12 protein-coding genes and 1 pseudogene are annotated in these 25,463 nt (G+C 70.2%); 6 read left to right on the top strand and 7 right to left on the bottom strand.

The features are described from left to right. Positions 1–69: 69 nt before the first annotated feature. Positions 70–8,022, bottom strand: a complete 7,953-nt coding sequence (locus tag ABGB05_RS14955; RefSeq protein ID WP_347653886.1) for a ricin-type beta-trefoil lectin domain protein — start codon at positions 8,020–8,022, stop codon at positions 70–72. A 446-nt stretch (positions 8,023–8,468) separates the two neighbouring features. Here ABGB05_RS14955 and ABGB05_RS14950 point away from each other — a divergent pair, with 446 nt between their 5' ends. Beyond that, the gene (locus tag ABGB05_RS14950) at positions 8,469–11,552 is read left to right on the top strand and encodes a DNRLRE domain-containing protein (RefSeq protein WP_347653885.1); all 3,084 of its coding nucleotides are present in this window, start codon (positions 8,469–8,471) and stop codon (positions 11,550–11,552) included. A 187-nt stretch (positions 11,553–11,739) separates the two neighbouring features. On the opposite strand, the gene ABGB05_RS14945 is transcribed toward ABGB05_RS14950, so the two are convergent. Next, the gene (locus ABGB05_RS14945) at positions 11,740–12,183 is read right to left on the bottom strand and encodes a hypothetical protein (RefSeq protein WP_347653883.1); all 444 of its coding nucleotides are present in this window, start codon (positions 12,181–12,183) and stop codon (positions 11,740–11,742) included. 185 nt (positions 12,184–12,368) lie between these two features. Here ABGB05_RS14945 and ABGB05_RS14940 point away from each other — a divergent pair, with 185 nt between their 5' ends. Continuing rightward, positions 12,369–14,702, top strand: coding sequence for a carboxypeptidase-like regulatory domain-containing protein (locus ABGB05_RS14940; RefSeq protein WP_347653882.1), 2,334 nt, complete (start codon positions 12,369–12,371; stop codon positions 14,700–14,702). A 102-nt stretch (positions 14,703–14,804) separates the two neighbouring features. On the opposite strand, the gene ABGB05_RS14935 is transcribed toward ABGB05_RS14940, so the two are convergent. Next, the gene (locus ABGB05_RS14935) at positions 14,805–15,281 is read right to left on the bottom strand and encodes an SUKH-3 domain-containing protein (RefSeq protein ID WP_347653881.1); all 477 of its coding nucleotides are present in this window, start codon (positions 15,279–15,281) and stop codon (positions 14,805–14,807) included. A gap of 499 nt (positions 15,282–15,780) precedes the next feature. After that, a complete protein-coding gene (locus ABGB05_RS14930; protein ID WP_347653880.1) occupies positions 15,781–16,326 on the bottom strand; it encodes a GNAT family N-acetyltransferase in 546 nt (181 codons plus the stop codon). Between the two features lie 148 nt (positions 16,327–16,474). Between ABGB05_RS14930 and ABGB05_RS14925 the strand changes: the two genes are divergently transcribed. Then, positions 16,475–17,344, top strand: coding sequence for a YhjD/YihY/BrkB family envelope integrity protein (locus tag ABGB05_RS14925; protein WP_347653878.1), 870 nt, complete (start codon positions 16,475–16,477; stop codon positions 17,342–17,344). Positions 17,345–17,412: 68 nt separating this feature from the next. On the opposite strand, the gene ABGB05_RS14920 is transcribed toward ABGB05_RS14925, so the two are convergent. Further along, positions 17,413–19,617: an MMPL family transporter gene (locus ABGB05_RS14920; protein WP_347653877.1), complete on the bottom strand. Its 2,205-nt coding sequence runs from the start codon at positions 19,615–19,617 to the stop codon at positions 17,413–17,415. 133 nt (positions 19,618–19,750) lie between these two features. Between ABGB05_RS14920 and ABGB05_RS14915 the strand changes: the two genes are divergently transcribed. Both ABGB05_RS14915 and ABGB05_RS14910 read left to right on the top strand, forming a co-directional pair. Further along, entirely contained in the window at positions 19,751–20,515 is a 765-nt protein-coding gene (locus ABGB05_RS14915; RefSeq protein WP_347653875.1) for a TetR/AcrR family transcriptional regulator, read from the top strand. Beyond that, on the top strand, positions 20,499–22,136 hold the full coding sequence (locus ABGB05_RS14910) for an NAD(P)/FAD-dependent oxidoreductase (protein WP_347653919.1): 1,638 nt from the start codon (positions 20,499–20,501) through the stop codon (positions 22,134–22,136). Before ABGB05_RS14915 ends, ABGB05_RS14910 begins: the two co-directional genes overlap by 17 nt. A 70-nt stretch (positions 22,137–22,206) precedes the next feature. Here the strand turns inward: ABGB05_RS14910 and ABGB05_RS14905 are convergent, their stop codons facing one another. After that, positions 22,207–23,787 carry a Rieske 2Fe-2S domain-containing protein gene (locus ABGB05_RS14905; protein ID WP_347653917.1) on the bottom strand — a complete coding sequence of 527 codons (1,581 nt, stop codon included), beginning with the start codon at positions 23,785–23,787 and terminating at the stop codon, positions 22,207–22,209. A gap of 289 nt (positions 23,788–24,076) precedes the next feature. On the opposite strand from ABGB05_RS14905, the gene ABGB05_RS14900 reads away from it, so the two are divergent. Beyond that, on the top strand, positions 24,077–24,301 hold the full coding sequence (locus tag ABGB05_RS14900; protein WP_347653874.1) for a hypothetical protein: 225 nt from the start codon (positions 24,077–24,079) through the stop codon (positions 24,299–24,301). 72 nt (positions 24,302–24,373) lie between these two features. Here ABGB05_RS14900 and ABGB05_RS14895 read toward each other — a convergent pair. Beyond that, positions 24,374–25,033: pseudogene (locus ABGB05_RS14895) on the bottom strand (cell division protein DivIVA); the annotation flags it as partial. Between the last annotated feature and the right edge of the window lie 430 nt (positions 25,034–25,463).

Raw genomic sequence — 25,463 nt, 5'->3', positions numbered from 1 at the left:
GTTGATCTGCCACCCGTCGCCCTGTCCCGTGCGACGGATGGCAGGCTACAACGACCGGAAGCAACTGGACTAGTTCCTTCCTTGCCCCATTCTCGCGTCGCGCCAAACTGCTCCTGGTGCAAGTGAATAGCCGTTGGCCGTCAGGGCCTCGGAGGCCACGTCCTTGACCGGCATATAGCCGGCGAAGTTGTTTGGCCAATAGTGACCCGATTGATTGTCGTATCCGACGATCTGGCCACCGCTGACTTTGAGGTTCCCTGCCATGAACACCGGCTGCTTCTCTGCGAGGCTAGAATGCCCGGCACCCCAACTGCCGTAGGTGTCCGCCCGGTCGTGAGGCATGGATCGGACGGTTCCGTCGCGCATGACGACGAACAAGTGATCACCATCGGCCAGATTCGATCCGTCCGATTGCCAGGAGCCCACCGGAATCTCCGGCTGTTTGCTGTCGTCCGCGCCGTTCTCACCCATCCGGAACACCTTCCGAGGCTGGATCGGATCGCTCGGGCAATTGTGCACCAGGACTGACCGGTCGCCAGCGACCACGTAGTACGTGTGGATGTTCGCGATGGTGAGGTTGTGGACCGTGGCCTCCGCGACCATCCGGCGTTCGATCGCGGTGATCTGGACCTCGGTGCCGGCGCTGGTCCGGAGCCATTGACCAGATCGCAGGTCGGTGGCCTCGGTCCACTCACGCAACTCCGGCACCCAGAACGGGTGGTTGTCGGTGGCGGTGATCTCGGCCGACGCCGCTCCCCGCTCGCCGTCGATGTCGACGACGAGCCTCACCAGGTGCTTGGCACTGTCACGCTTGATCGCGGCGGCGACCGTCTCCACCTGGAGTCGCCCCGTCTTCGGATCGGTGGCGATAACCTTGTCGCCCGGCTCCACGTCCTCGATCGGCTTCGTCGAACCGTCCGCCATCAGGACCGTCGTGCCGGGTACGAAACTGCTGTCGCAGCCTCCGCGAGCCTTGCCAGTGCCACCGCCGCCGCTGGCGCCACCACTGCCGCGCGAGGAGCCGCCTGAGGAACCACCCGGCTTCGATCCGCTACCGCCGGACTTCCCACCGCTGCCGGCGGAGGATCCTCTCGGGTTGGACTTGGCCTGGGCCTGTTTCTGCTCCGGGTTACCGGTCTTCTTCGTATTGTTGACGGCCTTGTTACTGGTCGTATTGGCCTTCTCTGCGGCCTTCTTCTTCGCCAACTGCGCGGCCCGCTTCGCCCGCTCGATGGCGAGCTTCTTGGCGGTCAAGGCCGCCTGCTCCGCTGCCCGAGCCGCAGCCAGCACCGCCTCGGCGGCCCGTTTCGCCGCCCGCCACGCCTGGATCGCGTTGATCGTCCGGTCGATGGCCCGGATCACGCCCGGGATCTTGGCGATCTTGCCCCACGGGATCGCGTCCAGGATCAGGCTGCCGCACGACCACATGTCACCGCCGAAGCAGGCCATGGCGTCGTTGATGCCGATGAACTCCTTCAGCATGTACCAGGCCGAATCGAGGATCACCGACATCAGCGAGCGACCCATGGTGGCCTGCGCCTGGGCGACCTGCGCCGCCGACAGCCCTGCCCCGGCCAGCGCCGCCGCCATCTCTGAGGCGGTCAGCGACACCGACAGACCGGTCGGGTCCGACAGCGTCACCGGGTTGTTGTGGGCGTACGCATAGCCGTTGTTCTGCTGCGGGTCGGTCAGGTCCAGCACCGGGTCGGCGGAGAGGAACCGGCCCACCTGCGGGTCGTACAGCCGGGCCCCGAGCGGGGTGTAGCCGGACGAGTCGTCCCGCAGCGCACCGAGGAAACCGGTGTTGCCCTGCATGTTGAACGCCGGACCACGCTGGTTGCCGAACGGGTCCTGCTTGCGCAGCCGGATCGTCATCCCGGTCGTCAGGGAGACCTCGGCGTACGGGCTGCCCTGGTGGTCACCGGCGACCGCGACCAGGGTGGATCCGGCGGTGGGGTGCCGGTAGCGCATCATCACGCCGCCCGGCGCGGGGTACGAACGCTGGGTGTTGACCAGTGTCCCGCCCTGCTGGACGGTTACCTGGGCCTCGCCCAGGTTCAGGGTGGCCTGCCGCCCCTGGATGGTCAGCAAACGACTGCCGCCCGGCCCGTAGATGTGCCGGGTCTCGTCCTGTGCCTGCCACTTCTGCGCCGTCGCGGCGTTGTCGCAGGCGGCCAGCACGATCGGTGTGGCGTTGGCCGTCGCGCCGTCCTTGACCGCGGCACAGAGGTTGGAGGCGGTGTGCTTGAGCTGCCCCGCCGCGGTCCGCTCCAGCCGCTGGTTCGCCGAGCCATCGCACTTCTGGATCCCGAACGCCGACCCGGCGGTGTTCGCCGCCGGCTGCGCGCACCAGGTCTTGTCGTACGCGTGCAGTGTGCCCAGGTTCGGGTTGCTCTGGTTCGGAGCCGGAGTGAACGTGTACTTCTGCGCCGGAGTGCCGTTGCACGGGTAGAGCCGCAGTTCCCCACCCGCCGCCAGGGTGCCGCCGGCAAGGTCGATGCACTTGTTCGCCAGGCCGACGTACGGCGACATGCCCTTGCCACCCTGGCCGGTGATCCGCTCGATCTGGCCGTCGTACGTCCAGGTGAACGTCTGCTGGTCACCGTTCTCCACCGAGGTGACCGACTTGGTCTCGCCGGTCAGCTCGTACAGCCGCTCCGCCACCGCGGTGACCTCCGCACCCTGCGGGGTGCGGTAGTTCTTGGTCACCTTGGTCAGCGTCCGCGGCTGGCTGCCGTCGGCCTTGCCGTAGTCGTAGGTGCTCACCGCGTCCTTGGCGGTGTCACCGGTGAGATCCCGCTCCACCAGCTTCGTGCGGTTGCCGAGCAGGTCGTACTCGTACTCCTGCCAGTAGCCGGAGCCGTCGGTGCCGGCAGCGACGTTGACCGCACCACCCGAGCCGACCGGGCCACCCTCGCAGGATTCCTGGTTCGTGGCCGTCCAGGCGGTCCGCAGTTGGCCGATCGGGTCGTACGTGAAGCACTGGCGTTCCGCGATCTTCGTGGAGTGTTCGCGGATCGCGGTGACGTTGCCCGCGTCGTCGTACGCGTAGGAGCGCTGCGAGACCAGGTTGCCGGCGGCGACGGCGGTGTCGCCGACCTGCTCCCGGTACACCTGCTGGCTGGTCAGCGCCCCGCTGGCCTCGTCGTAGCTGGCCATCGCCCAGACCCGGTACGGCTGAGCGCCGAGCGTGGACCGGAGCAACTGACCGTACGGGGAGTAGACCGTCTCCGAGCCGTACCAGTCCGTGCCGGAGACCGACAGCGGCAGCCCGTCCTTGCTGTACCGAGCGACGATCTTCTCGGCGGGCAGGGCGCCGACGGCGGGCAGCGAGGTCGACTCGGGTAGCCCGGTGTCGGTGTACGCGTAGTTGTACGTGTACGACGTCTGGAGGCCCCAGGTGGTGGCGATCGCCGGCGGCAGGGTCAGCGTGGTGGACGTCGGCTGGTAGTCGGTGGTGTAGCCGCCGACCGTCTGGGTGTACGGCAGTCCGTCGGTGTACCGGGTGGCGGTCGCCGGCAGGCCCTTGCCGCCCGGGGCGGTGTCGTAGGTGTACTCGGCCAGCAGGGCGCCGCCGCTGTCGCCGAGCCGCTGCTGCTTCGGCCGGGACAGCTCGTCGTAGCCGTTCCAGACCGTGACACCCCGGGCGTTGGTGGTGGTCAGCAGCCGGTCCCGGTGGTCGTATGTCATCCGGGTGGCCCCGGCGTCCGGGTCGGTCGAGGTGGTCGGCCGGCCACGCTGGTCGTACGCCCAGGTCCACGGGCGGTTCGGGTCGGCGGAGTGCGCTGCCCGGACCAGCCGGCCCCGGGTGTCGTACTGGTAGCCCATCGAGGTGAACTCGGTACGGGCGGCGTCGGTGAAGGTGTCCACCCGGCTGGTCCGGCCCAGCCCGTCGGTGAAGATCCGGTAGGAGGCGGCCCCGGTCGGGTTCAACACCGTGGAGAAGTCGGCGCCGTAGCTGTAGTTGGTCGCCCGTCCCGGCATCTCCTCGCCACGCAGGATCGGCAGTTCCCGGGTGACCCGGCCGAGGCCGTCGTAGGTGTACCGGGTGGCGTTCGGCACCGCCGTGTCGGCGAGCGGCGTGAACAACGTGCCGACCGGGGAACCGTCGGCGAGGTACGCGTTGTTGGTCTGCCACACCTCGCCGGAGCTGTTGTACAGCGTGTCCGTGATCAGCCGACCGCCGCCGACCGCCTCGACCTGGCTCTGCCGCTCCCGGCCCAGACCGTCGTAGATGGTGACGGAGGTCTGGACCCGGTTCTCGTGCCCGCGGCTGAAGGTGGTGATGTACGGCGGCTTCCCGGCCGGTACGGCGTACTCGGCCCGGAAGTCCGGCACGGCAGCGGCGGACGGGGTGCGACCCGGACCCCACGCCTCGACGAGCCGGCCCAGTGGGTCGAACCTCGCCTCGCTGACCCGGTCGTTGAGGTCGGTGGTCTTGACCGCGTGGGCGCGGCCCGGATCCAACTCCTGGGTCTGCTTGTGCCCCAGCGAGTTCTCCTCGGTCACGCTGAACGCCTGACCGACGTCGGGGGTGTAGGTGATTTTGGAGGTCCGACCGTCCGGGTCGGTGGCCGACTTGACCCGGCCGATGTTGTCGAAGGTCCTGCTGCCGTCGGACTGGAACCCGGAGCCGTCGGCCTTGAGCGACCAGGTCTGCCGGGCAAGCCCCCGGTCCGCCCCGGACGGGGCGACCCCGTACGCCCGGTCGTCGTAGGCGACCTGGCTGGCGCCACTCAGTGTGGTCAGGTTGTCGAAGGTGGCGGCGGCGCAGGTCGTCGGGCTGGTCCGGGTCTGCTTGGTCAGCCCGATGATGTTCTTGTCGGTGTGGTGGTGGTACTCGAGGAGGGTGCAGGACTCGTCGCCGGTCCGTCCGGTGTCGCCGAGGACCTCGACGTGGGTCGGCAGGCCGTGGGTGGTCTCGAAGGTGGTCTTCGTCTCGACCATCCGCAGCAGGCGCGGGTCGTCGCCGGTGCCGGAGGATCGGGCGTACGCCACCTGGCGCGGCTCGGTGACCCGCCAGGAACGCAGCGGGGTCAGCCCGTCGTCCCGGTCCCGCCGGGCGAGTTCCCTGGCCTCCGGATAGGTCACGCTGCGGGTCAGCCAGTCGGCGTCGGCGTCGCCCGCGCTGGAGTAGGTGAGTTCCTCGGCGACCCGGCCGGCGAACGGCTCCCGGTCCTTGGCGATCTCGGCGCCGGTGATGTCCGCCACGGAGACGCTGTCCCCCATGCCCCGGAAGTACCGGGTGACGGACTTGGTCCGCCGACTGCCGATGTCCGGGTCGTCCGCTCCGGTGAGGACGGTGACCTGGGCGAAGCCGGCGAACTGGGAGTAGGTGCGGGTGCTCTTCTTGGTGAACTCCTGCTCGGCGAGCCGCCACCCCGGGTTCGCGTACCCGTACCGGGTGGTGGTGCCGAACGCGCCGTCGACGGCGGGCAGTTCCTCGACGCTCTCGACGACGTACCTGTGGAACCAGTCGATGTCCTCGACCGCCGGGTCGGGGTGCCAGAACGACGGGTAGCAGAGTCGGTTGTTCGCCTTCAGTTCGGCGGTGTCGCCCTTGCCGGGCAGGCCTGTGCCGGTACGGCAGTCGCCGGTCGGCTGCTTGTAGGTGACAACCGTTTCGCCGCCGTACTCGTTGACCACCCGGGCGATGCGCAGCCGGGAGAAGCCGGGCCGGTGGTCCTTTCTGACCCGGTTCGGCATGTCCTCGGCGTTGGCCATGAACCGGACCGGGTTGAGCCGGACACTGGCGTCGGTCGTGCCGTTGCGGCCGTAGCCGGTACGAGTGATCGACTCCAGCCAGAGCGCGGTGTTGGGGCCGGTCCGCAGGATCGGGAACGACTGCTTGAGCTGGTAGTCGTCCACGGCCTGGAGCGCGGTGTTGCCGGGGAGGCGCTGCGCCGAGGTGGTGATCTTGTCCAGTCGCTTGCGGGAGAAGAACGCCGGCCCGGCGTTCCAGCACTGCTTGTCGGCGACGCAGTTCAGGTCGGCCGGGGTGTCGTACCAGATCCGGTACTTGTTCGGGTCCTTGCTGCCGAAGTTGGCGTCGGTGCAGGTGGTCGAGCCCTCGGCGAAACAGCGCTCGGCCACGGTGAAGTTCACCCGGGCCAGGGGCGCCGCCGAGAAGACCGTGGTGGCGCGCTGCCCGTAGTCGATCCGGGTCAGGTAGCCGCCCCGGTCGTAGCCGACCGGGTCCTTGAAGTTGAAGTTCCGGGCGTAGTGGTTGGTCTCCTTGGCCCACCACAGGCTCATCGCGTTGCCGTGGACGTCCTCGACGTAGTCGAGACCCCAGCGCCAGGCCTGGGTGCAGGCGGAGCCGGCCCAGTTGCCCGCCTTGTAACAGGGCTCGTCCGGGTGGTTCCCGTACACCGGCACGGTGAGCACCGAGTTGGTCACCGGGTCGTCGGCCGCACTGCCCCGGTCCGACCACCCGGGCAGGCGGTGCCGACCGAAGTGGTAGCGGGTGCCGTCCCGGGTGGTGACGATCCAGTACTCGCCGTCGGCGTCCCCGTTGGCCAGGCTGGTGTCCGTCTCCAGCTGGACCCGGGAACCGTCGCCGTTCGCGGTGTGCCAGACCCCGGTGGTCTTGTCCCTGACCAGTTCGGTGGTCAGGCCGCCGAGGGAAAGGGTGGCGTTGTCGGAGCCCCAGCAGAGGTCTGCGGTGCGGTGGCTCGCGTTGTTCGAGCCCGACTTCTTCGAGTCCTGCCGGCAGTTGGCGTAGCTGCGGGTGATCGCCCCGGCGCTGTAGTCCCAGCCGTCACCGATCCAGGAGGCCTGGTTGTTGGTGGCCGAGGTCCGGCCGTCCACCGACTGCGAGGAGTACGACAACGCGACCCTCGGCATCAGCCCGCCGGCCGTCTCCGGCACCTGCACCTGGTAGGAGTAGGTGAACGCACCGGAGGAGGAGCCGGCGGCCCAGGAGCCTGAGGAGAGCAGCGGGGTGGCGGTGAAGTCACCGGCCGCCGAGGCGCCGGTGTCCAGCACACCGACCACACCCGAGCCGCTCGACGTGTCGGCGGCGGAGATCGCGGGGCCGGCGGCGGAGGCGCGGGCGGTCGAGGCGCCGAGCAGCGAGCCGATGGGCACGCTACCGGTCACGACCCGGCGGACCGGCAGTTCCGGCTCCTCAGGCTCGGGCTCGCCCTCGTCGGTGTCCTCGCCCTCACCCTCGCCGGTGCCGTCGCCGTCACCCTCGGGGTCGCCGTCCCCCTCGTCGCCCTCGTTCTCCTCGGGGTCGTCGGCGATGACGGCGGCGCGGGCCGGTGCCTGCGCGGCCGGGACCAGCTTCACCTCGCTGCGCAGCGGCTGGATGGGTGCCGTACCGGGGGCGAGGTCCAGGCTTCCGGTGCCGTCGCCGGGGGCGCAGTCGCCGGTCTCCGGGGCGTCGTAGACGCAGTCGGGCAGCACCATCACGCCGAACCGGTCGGCGGCCTGCGGCCCGTACACGTCGGCGAAGGCGGTGTAGTCGACGCTCAGCACGACCTCGCCGGCTGGGTCGGCGGTGGCCGGCGGGGTGATCTTCATGATCAGACCGGACACCCCGGCGGTCTGGGACGCCTCCGGGGCGGCGAGGTCGATCGTCCAGGTGCCGGCGACCGCGGCCGGATCACCGCCCTCCGGTACGCCGAGGGCGACCGGCAGGTCGTCGACGGGGAGACTGGCACCGGCCTCGACGCCGGTCAGGTCCACCACGCCGCTGTCCTGCTGCCACGGGGTGAGGGCCTGCGGCTCGTACGGGACCACCGGGGTGGCCTCGGCGGTGGTCAGGTTCGGATCGGCACTCTCGTCCTGCCCGATCCGCGCGCTGCGCGGAATGTCCGGCAGGTCGACCTGGATCCCGTCGCGGTCCATCCCGGTCCCGGGCACCGCCCAGGCGGCGGCGGGCAGACTCGTCGCGACCAGGGTCGCGGAGAGCGCCAGCACGATCGCCGTACGGCTACGACGCCGCCAGTGCCGACCTGGCTTCACCGGAGTCCGACGGCCGTGCCACCGCCGGGACAGCAAACCGGTACCACGCATGAGCGTCGACTCCCACCAGGCGCGAATTGAACGAGGACTGCGGGCAGGCCGCGAGCATGTGCCACGCATGGCACATGCGTGAGCACTCTGCGACAAGAGAATCGGTTGCTCAAGGTCACCGGACGTAACCACAGCGCACATCGAGTGATCCCTGTCACTGCATTATTCGGCACCAGTCACTGTGGACGGTACGACTCATCACCTGACGGTCCAATCACCGCATGTCCGTTACATCGCAGCCGCAAATACCCGCAGAAGGCCAGATCTCTGGCGTAACGCTCGATAGCCCGCGGAGCCAGGTCACGTATCCATAACTATCAAGGGATAGACGTAACTCCCCCACGGTGTGCGATCGTGTGGCCGCGTTCTGCCCGGCGCCCCGCCGGACGGGCTGCCTCACCCGCGTCTCCCCCATGTCCGCCCGGCCCAACAGGAGTGGATCCGCCGTGATCGCGCCTCGCCTGCTCAGTCCCTTCGTGCGTACGCGCACCAGGCTGGCTCTCAGCCTGGGCGTCGTGCTGGTCCTCGTCGCCGCTCCGCTGCCGTGGTGGTACGGGTCCGACGAGCCCCGGAAGGAGGCCCTCGGTGCCACCCCGGCACCGGCCGCCCCCCGGGACGAGACGGCCGCGATGACCGAGGCCCGGCAGACCGGCCAGGAGGTGCTGGTGGAGACGGCCACCACCGCCACCTCACTGACCTGGGCACGTCCGGACGGCCAGCTCCGGAGCACATTCCACGCCACGGCACAGCGGGCGAGGACCGCTACCGGGCAGTGGGCGCCGATCGACACCACGCTGATCCGGGGCGAGAAGACCTCCGGCGGCCTCGACGTCCGACCGGTCAACCCGCCGGTCCCGGTCCGCCTCTCCGGCGGCGGCACCAGCGGAGACGAAAGCGTGCTGGCCGAAGTGGACCTCGACGGCCACATTGTCGCGTACACCTGGCCGGGTCCGCTGCCGGAACCGGTCCTCGACGGACCGCGCGCCCTCTACCCCGAGGTCCGCCCCGGGGTGGACCTGCTGGCCGTCGCCCGCGACGACGGCGGTCTCGCCCAGGTGCTGATCGTCAAGAACCGCGCGGCGGCCGGAGCGGTCCACAGCGTCGGCTACGGCCTGCGCTCCGCCACGGCGGTCTTCCGGCACGACGCCACCACCGGCGGCGTCCGGATCCTCGACCGGGCCGGCCAGGAGATCAGCGCGATCCCCACCCCGTTCGCCTGGGACTCCGCCGGCCAGGACCCGGAGGCGCCCGAGGTCGCTCCCCGCACCGCCGTGGCCAGCCCCTCCGACGTACTCCGCCTCTCCGGCCTCAACGGCAGCGAACCCGGCTCCCGACACGCCCGGATCCCCACCCGACTGGACGGCGACGGCAGCGGGCAGGCCCGCCTGCACCTCGACGCCGCCACCACCGGCCTGCTCAGCGCCGAGGACGTGCTCTTCCCGGTCTTCCTGGACCCGACCCTGACCAGCGGTCGGCAGGCCTGGGCGACGGTCTACGCCCAGCACCCCAACACCAACACCTGGAACGGCACCAACTTCAACAAGGGCACCACCGACGCCCGGGTGGGCTACGAGCGGAACACCCCGCTGCGGGCCCGCTCCTTCTGGCGGATGGGCTTCAGCTCCGCCCTGAAGGGCGCCACGGTCAGCTCGGCCACGCTCAGGATGTTGAACAACCACTCCTGGAACTGCAGCGCCCGGGAGATGCAGCTCTGGCTCACCGGCGCCATCTCCTCCGGCACCACCTGGAACGCCCAGCCATCGTGGAGCAGGGAGCAGCAGCGGCGCTCGTTCGCACACGGCTACGGCAGCAGCTGCGCCGACGAATACGTGGCCTTCAACGTGCTCGACGCCGCCCAGCGTGCCGCCAACAGCGGCTCGACGAACATCACCTTCGGCATGCGCGCGACGACCGAGTCCGACACGGTGACCTGGCGGAAGTTCCTGGTCAGTTCCACCGAGCTGAGCGTCGTATACAACCGACCCCCCAACCAGCCGACCAACGGCACCAGCAACCCGGGCGGTGCCTGTGTAGCCGGCACCGGTCCGGGGGTGACGGTCGGCAAGAGGGACATCACCCTGGCCGCCACCGCCACCGACGCCGACGGCAACCTGAAGGCGCTGCGCTTCCGGTTCTGGAAGGACGGCGCCGCGGTCCCGGCCGGCACCCTGGACACCACCCTCAGCAGCGGCCGAGGCGACGTGCTCATCCCCTCCAGCACGCTGCAGGACAAGGCCAGCTACTCGTGGGACGTACGCGCCGAGGACGAGTCCGGCAAGGTCTCCGACTGGTTCCCGAACGGCGACGCTCCCTGCCGACTCACCGTCGACGGTCAGAAACCCGGGACTCCGGAGGTCGGGAGCGACGTCTGGCTGGAAGCCACCCCGGACGGCGCCACCTGGTCGACGGTCAAGTTCGGCGGGACCGGCCCGGTCAGTTTCACCGCCACCGACGCGGTCAAGTTCCGATACTCCCTCGGCGGGTTCAGCCCGGTAGAGGTGACCGCCAGCGCCGGCAGCGCCACCGTACCCGCCCTGCGACCACGGCACGCCGGTCCCAACACGCTCGTGGTGAACGCCCTCGACGCGGCCGGCAACGAGAGCGACCCGAAGAAGTACACCTTCTACGTGCCGCCGAGGGACGCCGCCGACGGTCCCGGCGACACCGGCGGGGACGGCCTCCCCGACCTGATGCTGATCGACGCGGACGGCAAGCTACGCACCTACGCCGGCGACGTCAACGGCGAGCTGCACTCCTCACTCACCGCCTCGTACACCGCAGACCGGCAGCTCGACCCGCCCGGACACTGGTACGACCCGGCGACCGGAAAGGCCGCCCTCATCAGCAAGTACACCGACGTCTACCCGGGGGACGGCTCGACCGACCTGTTCGCCCGTACCCCGGACGGCGGCTTCTGGCTCTACCCCGGCGACGGGTACGGCAGCTTCGACGTCGACCAGCGACTACGGGTCCTGCTGCCGGCGAACGCCCCGAACCCGGCCACCTGGACCCAGCTCAAGGCAATCGGTGACATCACCGGCGACAAGCTCCCGGACCTGGCGCTGCGGGCCGGAACCGCGTTCTGGGTGCTGAGCGGCTACACCGGCGCGAGCTTCCAGGAGGCGACCCTGATGCAGGGCACCGCGTGGGGCCGCGCGGAGATCGTCAACGTGGCGGACGTGGACCTGGACGGCACCCCTGACCTGCTCTGGCGCAACCTGGACACCGGCATCATGTACATCCGGCACGGCAAGCCGGGCACGGTCGCGGGCAGCGTGAACCTGGACTCGCTCAAGACGGCCGCCGGCTCCCGCAGCGGCGACGTCTCGTACGGGACCAGTTGGACCGAGACCAACATCAGCGCGGTGATCGGCATCCCGGACGTGAACGGGGACCGGGTGCCCGACCTGTGGGTCCGGTCCGGAGTGGACGGGCAGCTGCGGGTCTACCACCCGACGACCACCGACACGAGACCGGCGGTCCAGGTGGTGCTGCCGGAAAACCTGGCGGGCGTACGTGCCTTCGGCTGAGGCCCTCGCCATACTGAACGGGCCCGGACAGTCTCTCCTGTTCGGGCCCGTTCGGCTCTCCTGCCGTCCCGATCAGCGGTCGGGACCGGCCGAGGTAACCTTTTCCACCTCGTTCCGGCCGCACCGGTCGCTGTGACGGCCGCTCCATCAGTTAGACAAGCGGGGAATGACTGTGACGTTCACGGTTTCAGCCGCTCAACGAACCATCCGGCCTCATGACGAGCCGCCCATACTTCGGCAGGACGATGTCGACGAACTCCGGTGAACGAAGATCCTCCTGATCGGCGGCGTTCACATGGATTTGTACCGGCAGGTCGCCGACAGGGACGTAGAACCGGAGCACCGCCAGATCCAGCCCGTCACCCACCCGTAGAAGTCCGCTGGAGATGCGGATCGTGCCGTCGAAAACAACCGGCCCCACCGGATCGTCGACGGCGACGGCGGCAACACGGACGGTGGTAGCACCCTCCGCAGCACCGTTCTGAACCTGGACAACCATTTGGCTTTTCCCCACGTCGAGCAGGGGGTGGTCCCCGCTCTCGCCGAGGTCCTCGCCCGCGTCACTCTCGTTGTCCCCGACGAAGAGCACGCCCCCACCAAAATAGGCGCTGAGCTGCCCGAGTATCGACATGCCCAAATCCTATCTGGTTGGCCGAATCGTACAGGTTTCCGCCTCATTGGTTCCAGAATCGAGTTGCTCGCCGCGGGGAGCCGCGCGCATGCCGGAAGGGCCGTCCACTGTGGTCCCGTCGACTATCGTGCCACCGTCGGGGAGGATTCGACGTCTCTCCGCCCTACTCCTCAGACCGGGGCATCATGACCAATCGGATAAACACCAGCAGAATACTGCGCCGACTCGTGGCGGGGCTGGCGGCGGCGCTGCTCGCCACCTTCGCGGCGGCGTCGTCGGCCCGGGCCGACGAGCCGACCGGCACCATCGCCGGCACGATCACCAACAACGGCATACCGGTACCGGATGCGTCGATCTTCGTCTCCGCCGCCGACGGGTCGTTCGGTGAGTCGGGCATGACCGACTGGATCGGCCGGTACACGGTGTCGAACCTGCCGGTGGCCGGCTCGCCGTATCGGGTGTCGGTCGAGGCACCCGGCCACCCGAAGCAGTACGCCCACGGCAAGGCCGACCTTGAGTCCGCGACCCTGTTCCCGGTGACCGCCGACGGAGTGACCACGGTCGACGAGTCACTGCTGCCGACCGGGACGATCATCGGACGGTTCACCGACCCGGCCGGCAACGGCGTGTCGGCCTGGGTGGGCGCCTACGGTAGCCAGGGGGTACCCACCGGCGCCACCGCGGACGGGGACGGCAACTACTCGATTTCCGTACTGCCGGGCACCTACCGGGTCGGCTTCAACTACGGCAACACCCAGCAGTACGCGTACGGCACCTTCTCCTGGTCGCAGGCCTCGCTGTTCGCGGTGGCGGCCGGTGAGACCGTGACGGTGAACGACGTCCGGCTGGAGACCGGGACGATCGCCGGACGGCTGACCAACGCCGACGGCACCCCGGCGGCCGGCATCTCCGTACAGGCCGAGGGTGACACCTCCTACGGCTTCGGCGCGACCGACGACTCCGGCGCGTACCGGATCGAGGACCTGGTGCCGGGCGCCTACCGGGTGTACTTCCGACTGCCGTCCGGGGCTCAGCAGTGGGCACCGCAGGCGCTCACCCGGACCCAGGCGCAGTCGTTCGACGTGGCCGGTGGTGGGACGGTCACGCTGGACGAGCAGCTGGTGCCACTCGGCTCGATCGCCGGACGGTTCACCGACACCGACGGCGAACCATTGGCGGACGTCTCGGTGATGGTGGACAGCGACGACGTCGAGGGCAACATCACCACCACGACGGACGCCGAGGGCGCGTACCGAATCGACGGCATTCCGTCGGCCAGCTACCGGGTCCGGTTCTACGACTGGCAGACGAAGCTCGACCAGTACGCCCACGGCAAGCTCAGTCGAGCGGCCGCCGATCCGATCACTGTGCTGGCCGATCAGATCACCACGGTCAACGACCAGCGGCTGCCGACCGGCACCATCCGGGTCACCGCGAAGGACGGACTCACCGGTGCCGCTGTCGACAACTTCTACGTCCAGGTCGGGGAACAGATCGTCAGTACGACAACCGGCGCTGTCCTGCTGTCCGACGTCGCGATCGGAACGCACACCGTGCGGGGCGGCGGCGACGATCACTTTCTTCCCGGCAACGGCCCGACGGTGACCGTCACCGCCGGGCAGCAGGCTGACGTCGAACTGGCCCTTCAGCCATACGGGAAGATCTCCACCACGGTCGTCGACCGGGCCACCGGCGCCCCGGTCGGCGACGCCTGCGTCTATGCGCAGAAGGTGCACACCTTCGTCGTCGAACTGGGTTGCGGGGGACAGAGCGACTCGACGGGCGCGGTGACGCTGCGGGTAAGGGATTCCGGCAGCTACAACGTCTTCGTCATGCCGGAGCGCGGTAGTCCGTACGGCGGGCAGTGGGTCGGTCCCACCGGCGGCACCGGTACGCAGGCCGCGGCGACCCGGGTCACGGTGGCCCCCGGCGCCACCACCTCCCTGGCCCCGGTCCGCCTGGACCCGGCCGGCCGCATCAGCGGCACGGTGACCGGCACGAGCGGGGTTCCGGTGCGGCACGGAATCGTGAGCCTTGTGGGCCCGAGCGTGCTCCTCGGCAGCGACACGTACCACTGGCCGGTCGCCGAGGACGGCAGCTACACGGTTGACCAACTCGGCCCATATCGGTGGCCACTCCTCTTCGCCGCCGACAACCACCCGCTGCAGTGGAGCGGTGGTGTCGGTAACCGGCTGACCGCGAGGTTGGTACCGGTTCAGGCTGGTGGGACCACCGACTTCGACTATCGGATGAAGGCCGGCGCGAAACTACGGATCGGGTTGCCGGGGCCGGGCCGGGTCGTCGTCCGCAATGCGGTCACCGCCGACCCGATGGCCGTGGCAGGCAACTGGGACGGCTCGGCAGAGGTGACCGTCCCGGTCATCGGGGCACAACGGGTCACGGTCGAGTACGCCGACGGCACCACCACCCGCTGGTACGGCGGGACCGACCCCGCCAGCGCGACGCCGGTGTGGATCCCCCGCTCGGGCACGGTGACGATCACCTTCCCGGCGAACTGAGCGGGCGGTCCGACCCGTCGGAAAGGGCAGGCGGCCGGAGTCTTCGTACGCGGACTCCGGCCGCCCGTTCGACCGGATGCGCACGTACCGTCCGATCGCAAGCTAGAACTGCGACGGATGCCTCAACACCTCTAGCTCCGTATCGGAGCACACGATGCGGTTGAGCGCCTCCTCAAGTCCGTTGGCCACCCGCCACATGCCGTATGGACCCACGGCGAACACCGCTCCTGTCTCCCCGATGAGCAGGAGCATGTCGTTCCGCCATTCGCCGAGAGGGAAGACCTTCTCAGCGACGACCTCGACAACCTTTCCGGCAAGCTCGGTCTGGCCTGAACCTCCCAGCAACGGATCGAAGATGACCTCGGAGTTCGGGAAGTTGGGCCCGATGAAGCGCAGCGGGTTTACCGTAAGTCCGCCAAGCTCCGCCAGGGCGTCGAGGGCCGCCGGAAACCGGGGGTACCCTTCGGCGAGCAACGGGCCCAACCAACGCCAAGGCGACGTCCTTCTGCCCGGCGCCCACCCCGCCTGATCGAGAGCAGCCTTAGCTTCCGGTCTGAGGCGCGCGACATGGAGAGTCAACCGTCTCCCCCACCCTGATGCTGACTCGAACCTCGTAACCCCGACGATCCGACGGCCAGCGACCGTCAATCACCAGAGCCGCCTCCCGACAGGATTGGCAACTGTCACGAGAGTTCAGAAACCATGGCAATCCGGGACCCTCCACCCCCGAAGCGCCCACACCGCACAGAGTTTTGTCAAACGACCCGTACGCATGACGTACCAGCGAGTCCTCCACCGATGCCACCTCCCAGCGGATATCGGCAGAGTGGTAGGGAGGGCGGGCGACCACGAAGTACTCACCCCCGAGGAACGTATCCGCGTAGCACCACGTACACGACCACGTTTCAGTGACCCACCTCGTTGGCGGGATAGGCCACCTCTCCATTCGGCCGCCGCAGACGTCACAGTCGACTGAAAACACCTCGGTCAATGCAGCCGCCTCCAGCCTGTGCACACCTCGGGATACCCCGGCCCTCAAGTCACGGTTCGATACGGCGTACCACCCCGTTCAGGACGGTCAGGGTCGGCCGAGGTGGAACGTCTCCACCTCGACTCCGCCGTACCAGTCACGGCGACGGCCGACCGAGGTCATGCCAAGCCGGCGGGCGACCCGCATCGACGCCTCGTTCTCGGGCGCGACCACCGCGTAGAGTTCCTCGACCCCGAGCGCGAAGCCGCGCGCGACCGCACCCCGGGCCGCCTCGGTGGCGTAACCGTGCCCCCAGCACTCCGGGTCCAGGTGCCAACCGACCTCGATGTCGTCGGTCAGCTTCGCCTCGTCGACCCCGGGCAGCGGCTTCAGCATCACCGTGCCGACCACCAGCCCGTCGTCCCGACGCTGCACCGCCCAGATACCGAACCCCTCGCCGAAGGTGGCGTTACGAGCGTGCCAGCGGCGGACCGTCTCCGCGGCACCGGCCGGCTCCCGCAGCGGAAGCCCCGAAGCGGCCAGGAAACGGGCCACCTCGGCCCGCGAGTAGATCTCGAAGACCCGGTCCAGGTCGGCCTGCTCCAGCGTCCAGTCCCGGATCACCAGCCGGTCCGTCGAGTAGATCGTCGCCATGGCGCCGGATGCTAGCCGCCGACCGGTCCGGTCGACCAGCGGATTGCTCCGTCGCCCCGGACACCCGTTCGCGTGTCGCGGCCGACGGGACGCGGACATCCGGCGGGGGCCAGGACTGAGCGCGAACGGTACGGGGAACAGGGACAGGGTGGGCGGCTGGCGGCGGACGAGGCGGGTCGTGGCTGCCGCGTTCCGACCGGTACGCGGGCGTGACCTCTCCCTGCACGCCGCCGCCATCACGTTCTACGGGGCGATCGCCGTGGTGCCCGTGGCGCTGCTGGCGATCTGGTTGACCACGCTGGTGGCCGGCGGGGACCGGGTACGCCGGCTCGCCGCGTACGCGGTGCGGACCCTGCCGGACGAGATCGGTACGCCCGACGCGGTGGCCGCGCTGGTCGAGGCCGGGGTGACGTTGACCCCGTTGCTGGCGCTCGCCTCGGTGCTGCCGGCCTCGCTCTACGGTGAGGGGCTGCGTCGGGCGTTCGTGTCGGTCGCCCGGTCGCACACCGACGAGACGCTTGTCGGTTGGCGTGGACGGCTGCTGCTCCTGCCGCTGTTCGCGTGCGCTCCGGCGCTGCTGCTGGCCGTCCTGTCGGCCCTGCCGGCCACCACCGGGTTGGTCCGGCGGGGTGGCTGGTTCGGCGCGTTCGGTGTGGTGTTGTCGTTCCTGGTCGTGTGGCTGGTGCTCACCCCGGTGCTGCTCTGGGTGTACCGGGTGGTCGGCCCGGCCGCGCCGGACTGGCTCTCCGCGTCTGCCGTCGGTTCGTTCAGCGCGGCGAACCTCTCCGGTTTCCTGCACGGCTTTGTGCTCTTCGCCTCGCTTCCGATCGACCTGGGTGTGCCGTTCGGTGGTCTCGACCAGATCGGTGCCGGTGTCGCCGTCCTGCTCTGGCTCTACCTGTTCCACGTGATCGTGCTCGCCGGCTACTCCGCCACGCTGGCCCTGGCCGCGTGGCGCGCCCGCCGTCGGACGCGTCGTCCGCCGGACCCGCCCTCCCCCACCGAGCCGCCGGACTGATCACCGACCCCGACAGTCACCGATCCCGACGATGCCGGGACTGACACCGATGCCCGACGGACCCGGCCTCACCGCCGCCCGGCGAGCGCGGCCTGCCGGGTGTGTTCGGCCGCCGGTCCGCCGTCGGACTCGCGGATGCCGTACCGCCGGTAGACCCGGGCCAGCGGGCCGGGTGCCCACCAGTTCCACCGCCCGAGCAGCCGCATCGTCGCCGGCACCAGCAGCGCCCGGACCAGGGTCGCGTCGACCGCGATCGCCACGATCATCCCGATGCCGATCAGCTTGATGAAAACCACGCCTCCGGTGGCGAAGCCGGCGACCACGACGGCGAGCAGCAGCGCGGCGGCGGTGATGATCCGGCCGGTGTACTGGAGGCCGGCGGCGACCGACGCGGTGTTGTCGCCGGTCCGGTCCCACTCCTCGCGTACCCGGGAGAGCAGAAAGACCTCGTAGTCGGTGGCGAGGCCGAACAGGACCGCCAGCATCAGGATCGGGTTGCTCGGTTCGATGAAGCCGGTCGGGGTGAAGTGCAGCCAGTCGGCGAGGTGCCCGTCCTGGAAGATCCAGACCACCACCCCGAACGAGGCGCCGATCGAGATCAGGTTCATCAGTACCGCCTTGACCGGCAGCAGCACCGATCCGAAGGCGAGGAAGAGCAGTACCAGCGTGGCGGCGGCCATGATCCCGGCCATCAGCGGCAGCCGGGAGGTGAGGCTGTCCAGCATGTCCAGGTCGGCGGCGGGCCGGCCACCGACCAGCACCTCGGCGCCGGCCGGTGCTGGCAGGTCGCGGACCAGTCGTACGACGTCCTCGGCGACCGGGCCGGTCGGCTCACCCGGGTAGGTCACCGACAGCAGGGTCGACCCGCCCTGGTTGGCGCTGACCTCGACTCCGGTCACCCCGGGCAGCCGGGACACCTGGTCGGCGAAGTCGCGGGCGCCGGTGGCGTCGGTGCCGGAGACCAGCACGCCGACCGGGGCGACGCTGCCGCCCGGGAACTCCGTCTGGATCCGTTCGGCGACCACCCTGGGCGGGGCGTCGGTGGGCAGGACCCGCTCGTCGAAGCCGCCGGCCTCCATCCGGAAGAACGGCGTGGCGAGCACCGCCAGCACCGCGACGACCCCCACCAGGTACAGCACCGGGCGGCGCATCACGCTGTGGGCCAGTCGGGCCCAGGCACCGGTTCCGCCCCCCGTCGGCGACGCCGCGCCCGGTCGGCCTCCGCCGGTCTCGGCCGCCGTCGACCGGCTGCGGTCCGCGCGGCGTCGGAACGGCAGGCGTACGGCGAGCGCGTTGATCCGGGTGCCGAGGATGGTGAGCAGGGCCGGCAGTACGGTCAGCGAGGCGAGCATCGCCACCAGGACGGCGGCCATCCCGCCCAGCCCCATCGACCTGAGGAACGACTGCGGGAAGATGAGCAGGCTGGCCAGGGCGGTGATGATGGTGAGTCCGGAGACCAGGACGGTGCGCCCGGCGGTCGCCATGGTCCGGGCGGTCGCGGCCGGTACGGGGTGTCCGGCGGCGAGTTCCTCCCGGAACCGGCTGACGATGAAGAGCGCGTAGTCGACGGCCATGCCGAGCCCGATCAGCGTGATGATGTTGATCGAGAAGATCGAGATGTCGGTGACCGTGCCGAGCAGCCGGACCAGGATGAACGCGCCGAGGATGGCCAGCCCGCCGACCAGCAGCGGGGTGGCGGCGGCGACCAGGCCACGGAAGATCAGGATGAGCAGGACGAGCAGGATCGGCAGGGAGAGCAGTTCGGCCCGGGTGAGGTCCTCGGCGGTCTGCTCGTTCGCCTCGGCGAGGAAGGCGATGTTGCCGCCGGCCTGGGTGGTGACGCCGGGGGTGTCGAGTGCCGGCCGCAGCGTGTCGTACGCCTCCTGCCGCTGGTCGGGGTCGGCGCCCCGCAACCGCAGCAGCGCGTACGTCGCGTGCCGGTCGTGGGCGACCAGGTTCGGTGCCTGGGTGTCGTACCAACTGGTCACCGTGGCGACCTCGGGCCGCTGCCGCAGCCGGTCGAGGGTGGCGGTGACCGGATCGCGGAAGGCGGGCTGGTCGACGGTGCTGGTGGGGCTGGACCAGAGCACGATCACGTCCGCGCTCTGGTTGCCGAGTTCCGCCTCGATCCGGGCGGCGGCCCGGCTGGATTCGCTGTCCGGGTCGTCGAACCCGCCTCCGGTCAGGGTGCCGAGAACCCCCACGCCCCAGGTCGCCCCGACGGCGACCAGCAGCAGGGCGGCGCCGAGCACCCACCACCGGAGTCGGCCCACGGCCCGTCCCCACCACGCGAACATCGCCCGTCCTCCCCGTCGACCGTTAGGGTCTTAGTCGTAACCACCACTCATCATGGTAAACGCCGTTCACTTTTGCAACAGACGTTCTTTCACGTCAAGGGGATTCGACATGACCGCGCCCACTCGCCGGGAACGCCTGCGTACCGCGACCGTCTCCGAAATCAAGGACGGGGCACGACGACTTCTGGTGACCGGCGGCCCGCCGGCGATCTCGCTGCGCGCGATCGCCCGGGACATGGGGATGACGGCCCCCGCCATCTACCGCTACTTTCCCAGCCTCGAAGCGCTGGTCGTCGAACTCGCCGGCGACCTCTACGACGAACTGCGGCACCAGGTGCAGGCCGCCCGGGACGCCGCCGGCGACGACCCGCTCACCCAGCTCGCCGCCATGTCCCGGGCGTTCCGGGCCTGGTCCGTCGCCCATCCGGCCGAGTTCATGCTCGCCTTCGGCAGTCCGGTACCCGGAATCGACGCGTTCGAGGAGGCGTGCGTCGACGAGACCCATCCCGGTGCCCGGTTCGGCGCGGTCTTCCTCCGGTCCTTCCTGGACCTGTGGCACCGGACGCCGTTTCCCACCCCGCCGGCCGAACTGCTCCACCAGCGGCTGGCCGGCTCCCTCGGCCCGCTGATGCGCAGCCACGGCGAACTGCCGGTCGAGGTGGCGTACGTCTTCCTGACCGGCTGGGCGTCGCTCTACGGCATCGTCTCGATGGAGGTCTACCAGCACCTCCGGTGGGCGGTGTCCGATCCGGACGCGCTCTTCGAGGTCGAGCTGTCGGCCTTCCTGGCCCGGCTCTCGCCGGGAGCCACCCCGCCGGGGACGGTTCGGGCTAGGCTCCCCGAGCATGAACGCCGAGATGCCGAACCGGGCTGACCTCGCCGCACCCGACCGGGCGGACGACACCCTGCCGCGCCGCGCCGACGTCGTGATCGTCGGAGCCGGGCACAACGGTCTGGTCGCCGCCGTCCTGCTGGCCCGCGCCGGCCTCGACGTGGTGGTGCTGGAGGCGGCCGACACGATCGGCGGCGCCGCCCGGACCGAGCGGCCGTTCCCTAGGGTCCCCGAGCTGCGGCACTCCACCGGCTCGTACCTGCTCGGGCTGATGCCGCCGGAACTGGTCCAGTTGCTCGACGTGAAACTGCCGACGCTGCGCCGGGACCCGCACTACTTCCTGCCCACCCCGGGCGGCCCCGGCTCGCCGTACCTGCTGTTCGGCGCCGACCGCGAGGTGACCCGGATGCAGATGACCCGGTTCTTCTCCCTCGCCGACGTGGCCGCCGACGACGCGATGCAGGCCGAACTCGCCGCGCTGCGCGAGGACCTCGCCCCGGCCTGGCTGGCCGAACCGCAACCGGTCGAGGAGATCGCCGACCGGCACGTCCGGCCCGCGCTGCGCCAGGCCTTCGTCGACCTGGTACGCGGCTCGGTCGCCGACTACCTGGCCCGGTTCGACTTCCGCTCCGAACTGCTGGTCTCGATGTACGCCGTCACCGACGGCCTCTCCGGGCTCAACGCCGGCCCGGACGACCCCGGCACCGGCTACAACTTCCTGGCCCACAACATGTGCCGGCTGCCCGGCTCCGGCGGCACCTGGATGATCGTCGAGGGTGGCATGGGCACCGTCTCCCGAACCTTCGCCGACGCCGCCCGCGCCGCCGGCGCCAGGATCCTCACCGGTACGCCGGTCGCCGCGGTCACCGTCGACGGCGGGGCGGCCAGCGGAGTCGTCCTGGCCGACGGGCGGACGGTCACGGCCGAGGTGGTGCTCGGTGCCGGTGACCCGTACCGGCTGATGGAGCTGGTGCCCGACGGCGCGCTGCCGGCCACGCTCACCGAACGGATGGCGGCGGTCCGGCGGACCGGCACCACCCTCAAGGTCAACCTGGCGCTGGCCGACCTGCCGACGTTCTCCTGCCTGCCGGCCGACGCGCCGAGCCCGTTCGGCGCCACCATCCACCTGCTGCCCGGCTCGGCGTCCCTGCTGCCCGGCGGTGGTGGCGGCGAGTCGCCGATGGCGGCGCTACGCGGCATGTGGGCGGACGTGCGGGCGGGACGGCTGCCGGAGGAGCCGACCATCGAGTGGTACCTGCACACCACCGTCGACCCGTCGCTGCGGGACCCGGCCGGCCACCACTCGTCCGCGCTCTTCGTCCAGTCCGTCCCGTACGCCCCGGCCGACGCCTCCTGGGAGGAACTCCTCCCCGGCTACGTCGACAAGCTGCTCGCGATCTGCGACCGGTACGCCCCCGGCACCTCGGATCTGGTCGCCGACGCGGTGCCGCTGACCCCGCCCGGGATCGAGGCGCACTTCGGCATCACCGGCGGGCACATCCACCACGTCGACAACACGGTGTCGTTCACCGACCGGATGCCGTACGCCACCGGACTCGACGGCCTGTACGCGGGCGGGGCCGGCTGCCACCCGGCGGGCAGCGTCATCGGTGCCGCCGGGCACAACGCGGCCCGCCGGATCCTCACCGACCTCGGCCGCTGAGGTGTCAGGAGGCCCTTCCCGTCGCCGGTGCGGCAGGCGGTGGGTGCGGAAAGCCCTTGCCTGACGTCTGTCAGCCGGCCGGCTCGGGGCTCGGCTGCGGCGCCGGCTCGTCGGCCCGGTGCGCCCGGATCCGGTGCCCGACGCTGGTCAGGCACCGCCCGCTCGCCAGGTCGAACCGCCAGCCGTGCAGCTGGCAGGTGAGCTGGCCGTCCTCGACGATGCCGAACCGGCTCAGGTCCGCCTTCAGGTGCGGGCAGCGCCGCTGCACCACCCAGTCGCCGAGCGTGATGTCCTCGGCGTCGACCGCCCGCTCGTGCTCGTCGTACCAGCCCTCGGCGTACTGGAGGCGCTCCTCGGAGAGGCACTTGAAGAAGGAGTAGACGAACTCGTTGTACTGCCCGATCCGGGCGGCCGAGAACCGGCAGGAGAGGAAGAGCGAGTTGACCCAGTCCACCTCGCCGATGTGCAGCAGGTGCTCGATCAGCGCCCGCTCGGTACGGAACCGGTACCGCACCTTCTCGTCCGCGTACGGCCGCACCTGCTTGCCCGGGAAGTCCACCACGATGGACTCGACCGATTCGCCGTCGTAGCCGACCAGGTCGAAGCGGACCGGGCCGCCGACCCCCTTGGCCAGGTAGATCGACTCCTCTAGCAGCGGCTCGATCCGCTGCTTCATCTCCTTGAGCACGTCGATCTCGGGGTGCCGCCAGGACGCCTTCTCCGCCTCGATGATCGGGCGCTTGCGCTCCCGCATCTCCTCCAGGTGCGCGACCTTGTTGGCGAAGAACTCGTCGACCGGGGTCGGATGGGTGGTCTCGCAGTTCTCCGTGGTCAGCTCCGCCACGCTGCCCGGCAGCAGGACCACGCCGTTGGTGCCGCCGACCTTGGCGTACTCGCGCATGAAGACCGACTGGTCGGGGAAGATGTTGCCCTCGTCGCCGTGGATGTCGTTGAACTGCCACAGTTCGTCGTCGAGGAAACAGGGCGGACCGGCGATCGGGAAGACGTACGACGCGTTGAGGTCGTTGATGTACCGCCAGGTCCGGTCGAACTGCCGGTCCCGCTTCTGCTTGCCGAAGGCGGTCTTGGCGGCGGCGGGCAGCTCGTAGACCATCGGGTACCAGATGGCGCCGGAGAACTGCAGCAGGTGCGCGTGCACGTGTCCCAGCTCGGCGAAGGTGCTGAGGTCGGTCGGCCGGGCGTCGTTCTGGTTCAGCACCCGTACGCCGTCGTACTCCACCCAGAGCGACGAGTCACCGATCGGACCGTCGGTCGGACTGGTCAGCGCCTGAATCATGATCTTCAGGCCGCCGTCCAGCTCGTGGACCTCGTTGGTCTTCGTTCGGAGGAAGCTGGTGAAACCCAGGTCGCGGAGTTCGTCCTCCAGCTCCGAGGTCGGGTACTCCGGCAGCAGCACCGTCGCCTTCTTCGAGATGAAGTTCTTCAGGTGGGCCGCGTCGAAGTGGTCCCGGTGCAGGTGGGAGACGTACAGGTAGTCGACCTGCCCCAGGCTCTCCCAGTCGAGCTGTGAATTGTCCGGAAATGGGAACCAAGAGGCGAAGTATGCCGGATTGACCCACGGGTCGCAGAGGATGCTCCCCGCACCGGTGTCGATCCGCATACTCGCGTGGCCCGTACCGGTCAGTCGCACCGCACCATCCCCCTGGACATCGGATCCCCTGGACATCAGCTGTCTCATCCCGCTGGCAGACAATCAAGGCGTACGCCAAACGCTACCGGAGCGCTCGGCCCGACCAACCCGCGACGTCCGGTTGTGCCCGTCGGTCCCGTTCGCCACGCTGAACCCCTTGACAGCCGGCACCGTCGCGCCGGCACCGCCCGGACAGCCGCCGTGGCGGTGGAGGGCGGAGGCCGGCCACGCCGGCTCCGTGCCACATGCCAGACTTACCAGGATCCGATCGTCAAGGAAGGACCGGAAAGTGGCTGGAAGCGAGCCGGTGACGTCACCCGACCAACACAAGCCCGGGCACCGGAAGGCGGGCCGGATCGGGGCGCTCGTCTCCGCGGCCGCCATGGTGGCGATGATGTTCAACAACAACGAGGTCAGCGGCATCGCGAAGCTCTGGCTCGGCGGCTTCGCCGCGTTCCTGGTCGTCGTGGTCATCGGCGACACCGTGCTGCGTCGCAACGGCCTGCGCTCCTAGGGCCCCGCTCCCTGCTCCCCGCGCTCCGGTCGCCCGACGGGCGACCGGAGCGCGACCGCTGGTCGGTGGGTCTCACTTGCCCAGCAGCAGGTCCTTGACCTCTTTCAGCGCGGCGTCAACCTCGGCCTCGAAGTAGCCACCCGGAACCAGACCGAACCGCATGGTGTCGAGGTCGGCGGGGTTGACCGGCATCGGACCGCGCCCGGACATGCTGCCGAGAATCCCCTCGAACAACTGGTCGACCTGCTCCGGGTCATAACCACTGCCGAAGCGCCGTACCTGGAAGGTGCGGCGGATGTGGTCGATCCGGGCCAGCTCACCGCCCGGACCGCCGAGTCCCGGACCCGCCATCGGCGGCGGCCCACCCATCGGCGGCCCACCCATCGGCGGCCCACCCATCGGGGGGCCGGCCATCGGGGGGCCGGCCATCGGGGGGCCGGCCATCGGGGGTGGCCCACCGACCGGCGGTCCACCGACCGGGTCACCCATTCCCCGACCGGGGCCGCGCAACTCCCGGTCAGGCATCCGAATCTCGGCCGTCATGTCCGCCTTGCCGTGTCGGCCGGCGTCAAACCCGTCGAACCGCTCTCCTGGCCCGAAGCCCGCGCCCGGTCCACCCGGACCGCCGGGACCGAAGCCACCGCCGCCGGGGCCGCCGCCCGGTCCACCGGGACCGTAGCCACCGCCTGGGCCGGCGCCCTGACCACCGGGACCGCCGGGACCGCCGGGGCCGAAGCCACCCGGACCGCCCGGTCCGAAGCCACCATCAGGAGCCACCCGCCCGCCAGGGCCACCGGGACCACCGGGGCCGCCCGGGGCGAAGCCACCCGGTCCACCGGGGCCGCCCGGCCCGAAGCCACCGCCGGGGCCGCCAGGGCCGCCGGAACCACGAGGCGGAAGTGGGGCACCCGGGGCACGTTGCGAATCGAACCCACCCCTCGGCGGCTCACCACCACGCTGCGGATCGAACCCACCTCGCGGCGACTCACCCGCACCCCGGGGATCGAACCCACCTCGCGGCGACTCACCCGCACCCCGGGGATCGAACCCACCTCGCGGCGACTCACCGCCACGCTGCGGATCGAACCCGCCCCGCGGATCGAAACCACCCCTCGGCGGCTCACCGCCACGCTGCGGATCGAACCCACCTCGCGTATCAAAC

This window comes from Plantactinospora sp. B5E13, from assembly GCF_039871775.1.
GTDB lineage: Bacteria > Actinomycetota > Actinomycetes > Mycobacteriales > Micromonosporaceae > Plantactinospora.
The sequence above is the reverse complement of the archived record's forward strand: the minus strand, read 5'-3'. Positions and strand labels throughout refer to the sequence as shown.

Bases quoted from the DNA above. Each gene is read 5' to 3' on its own strand.
- ABGB05_RS14955 (WP_347653886.1), bottom strand. From the start codon at position 8,022: ATGCGTGGTACCGGTTTGCTGTCCCGGCGGTGGCACGGCCGTCGGACT.
- ABGB05_RS14945 (WP_347653883.1), bottom strand. From the start codon at position 12,183: ATGTCGATACTCGGGCAGCTCAGCGCCTATTTTGGTGGGGGCGTGCTC.
- ABGB05_RS14940 (WP_347653882.1), top strand. From the start codon at position 12,369: ATGACCAATCGGATAAACACCAGCAGAATACTGCGCCGACTCGTGGCG.
- ABGB05_RS14930 (WP_347653880.1), bottom strand. From the start codon at position 16,326: ATGGCGACGATCTACTCGACGGACCGGCTGGTGATCCGGGACTGGACG.
- ABGB05_RS14915 (WP_347653875.1), top strand. From the start codon at position 19,751: ATGACCGCGCCCACTCGCCGGGAACGCCTGCGTACCGCGACCGTCTCC.
- ABGB05_RS14910 (WP_347653919.1), top strand. From the start codon at position 20,499: ATGCCGAACCGGGCTGACCTCGCCGCACCCGACCGGGCGGACGACACC.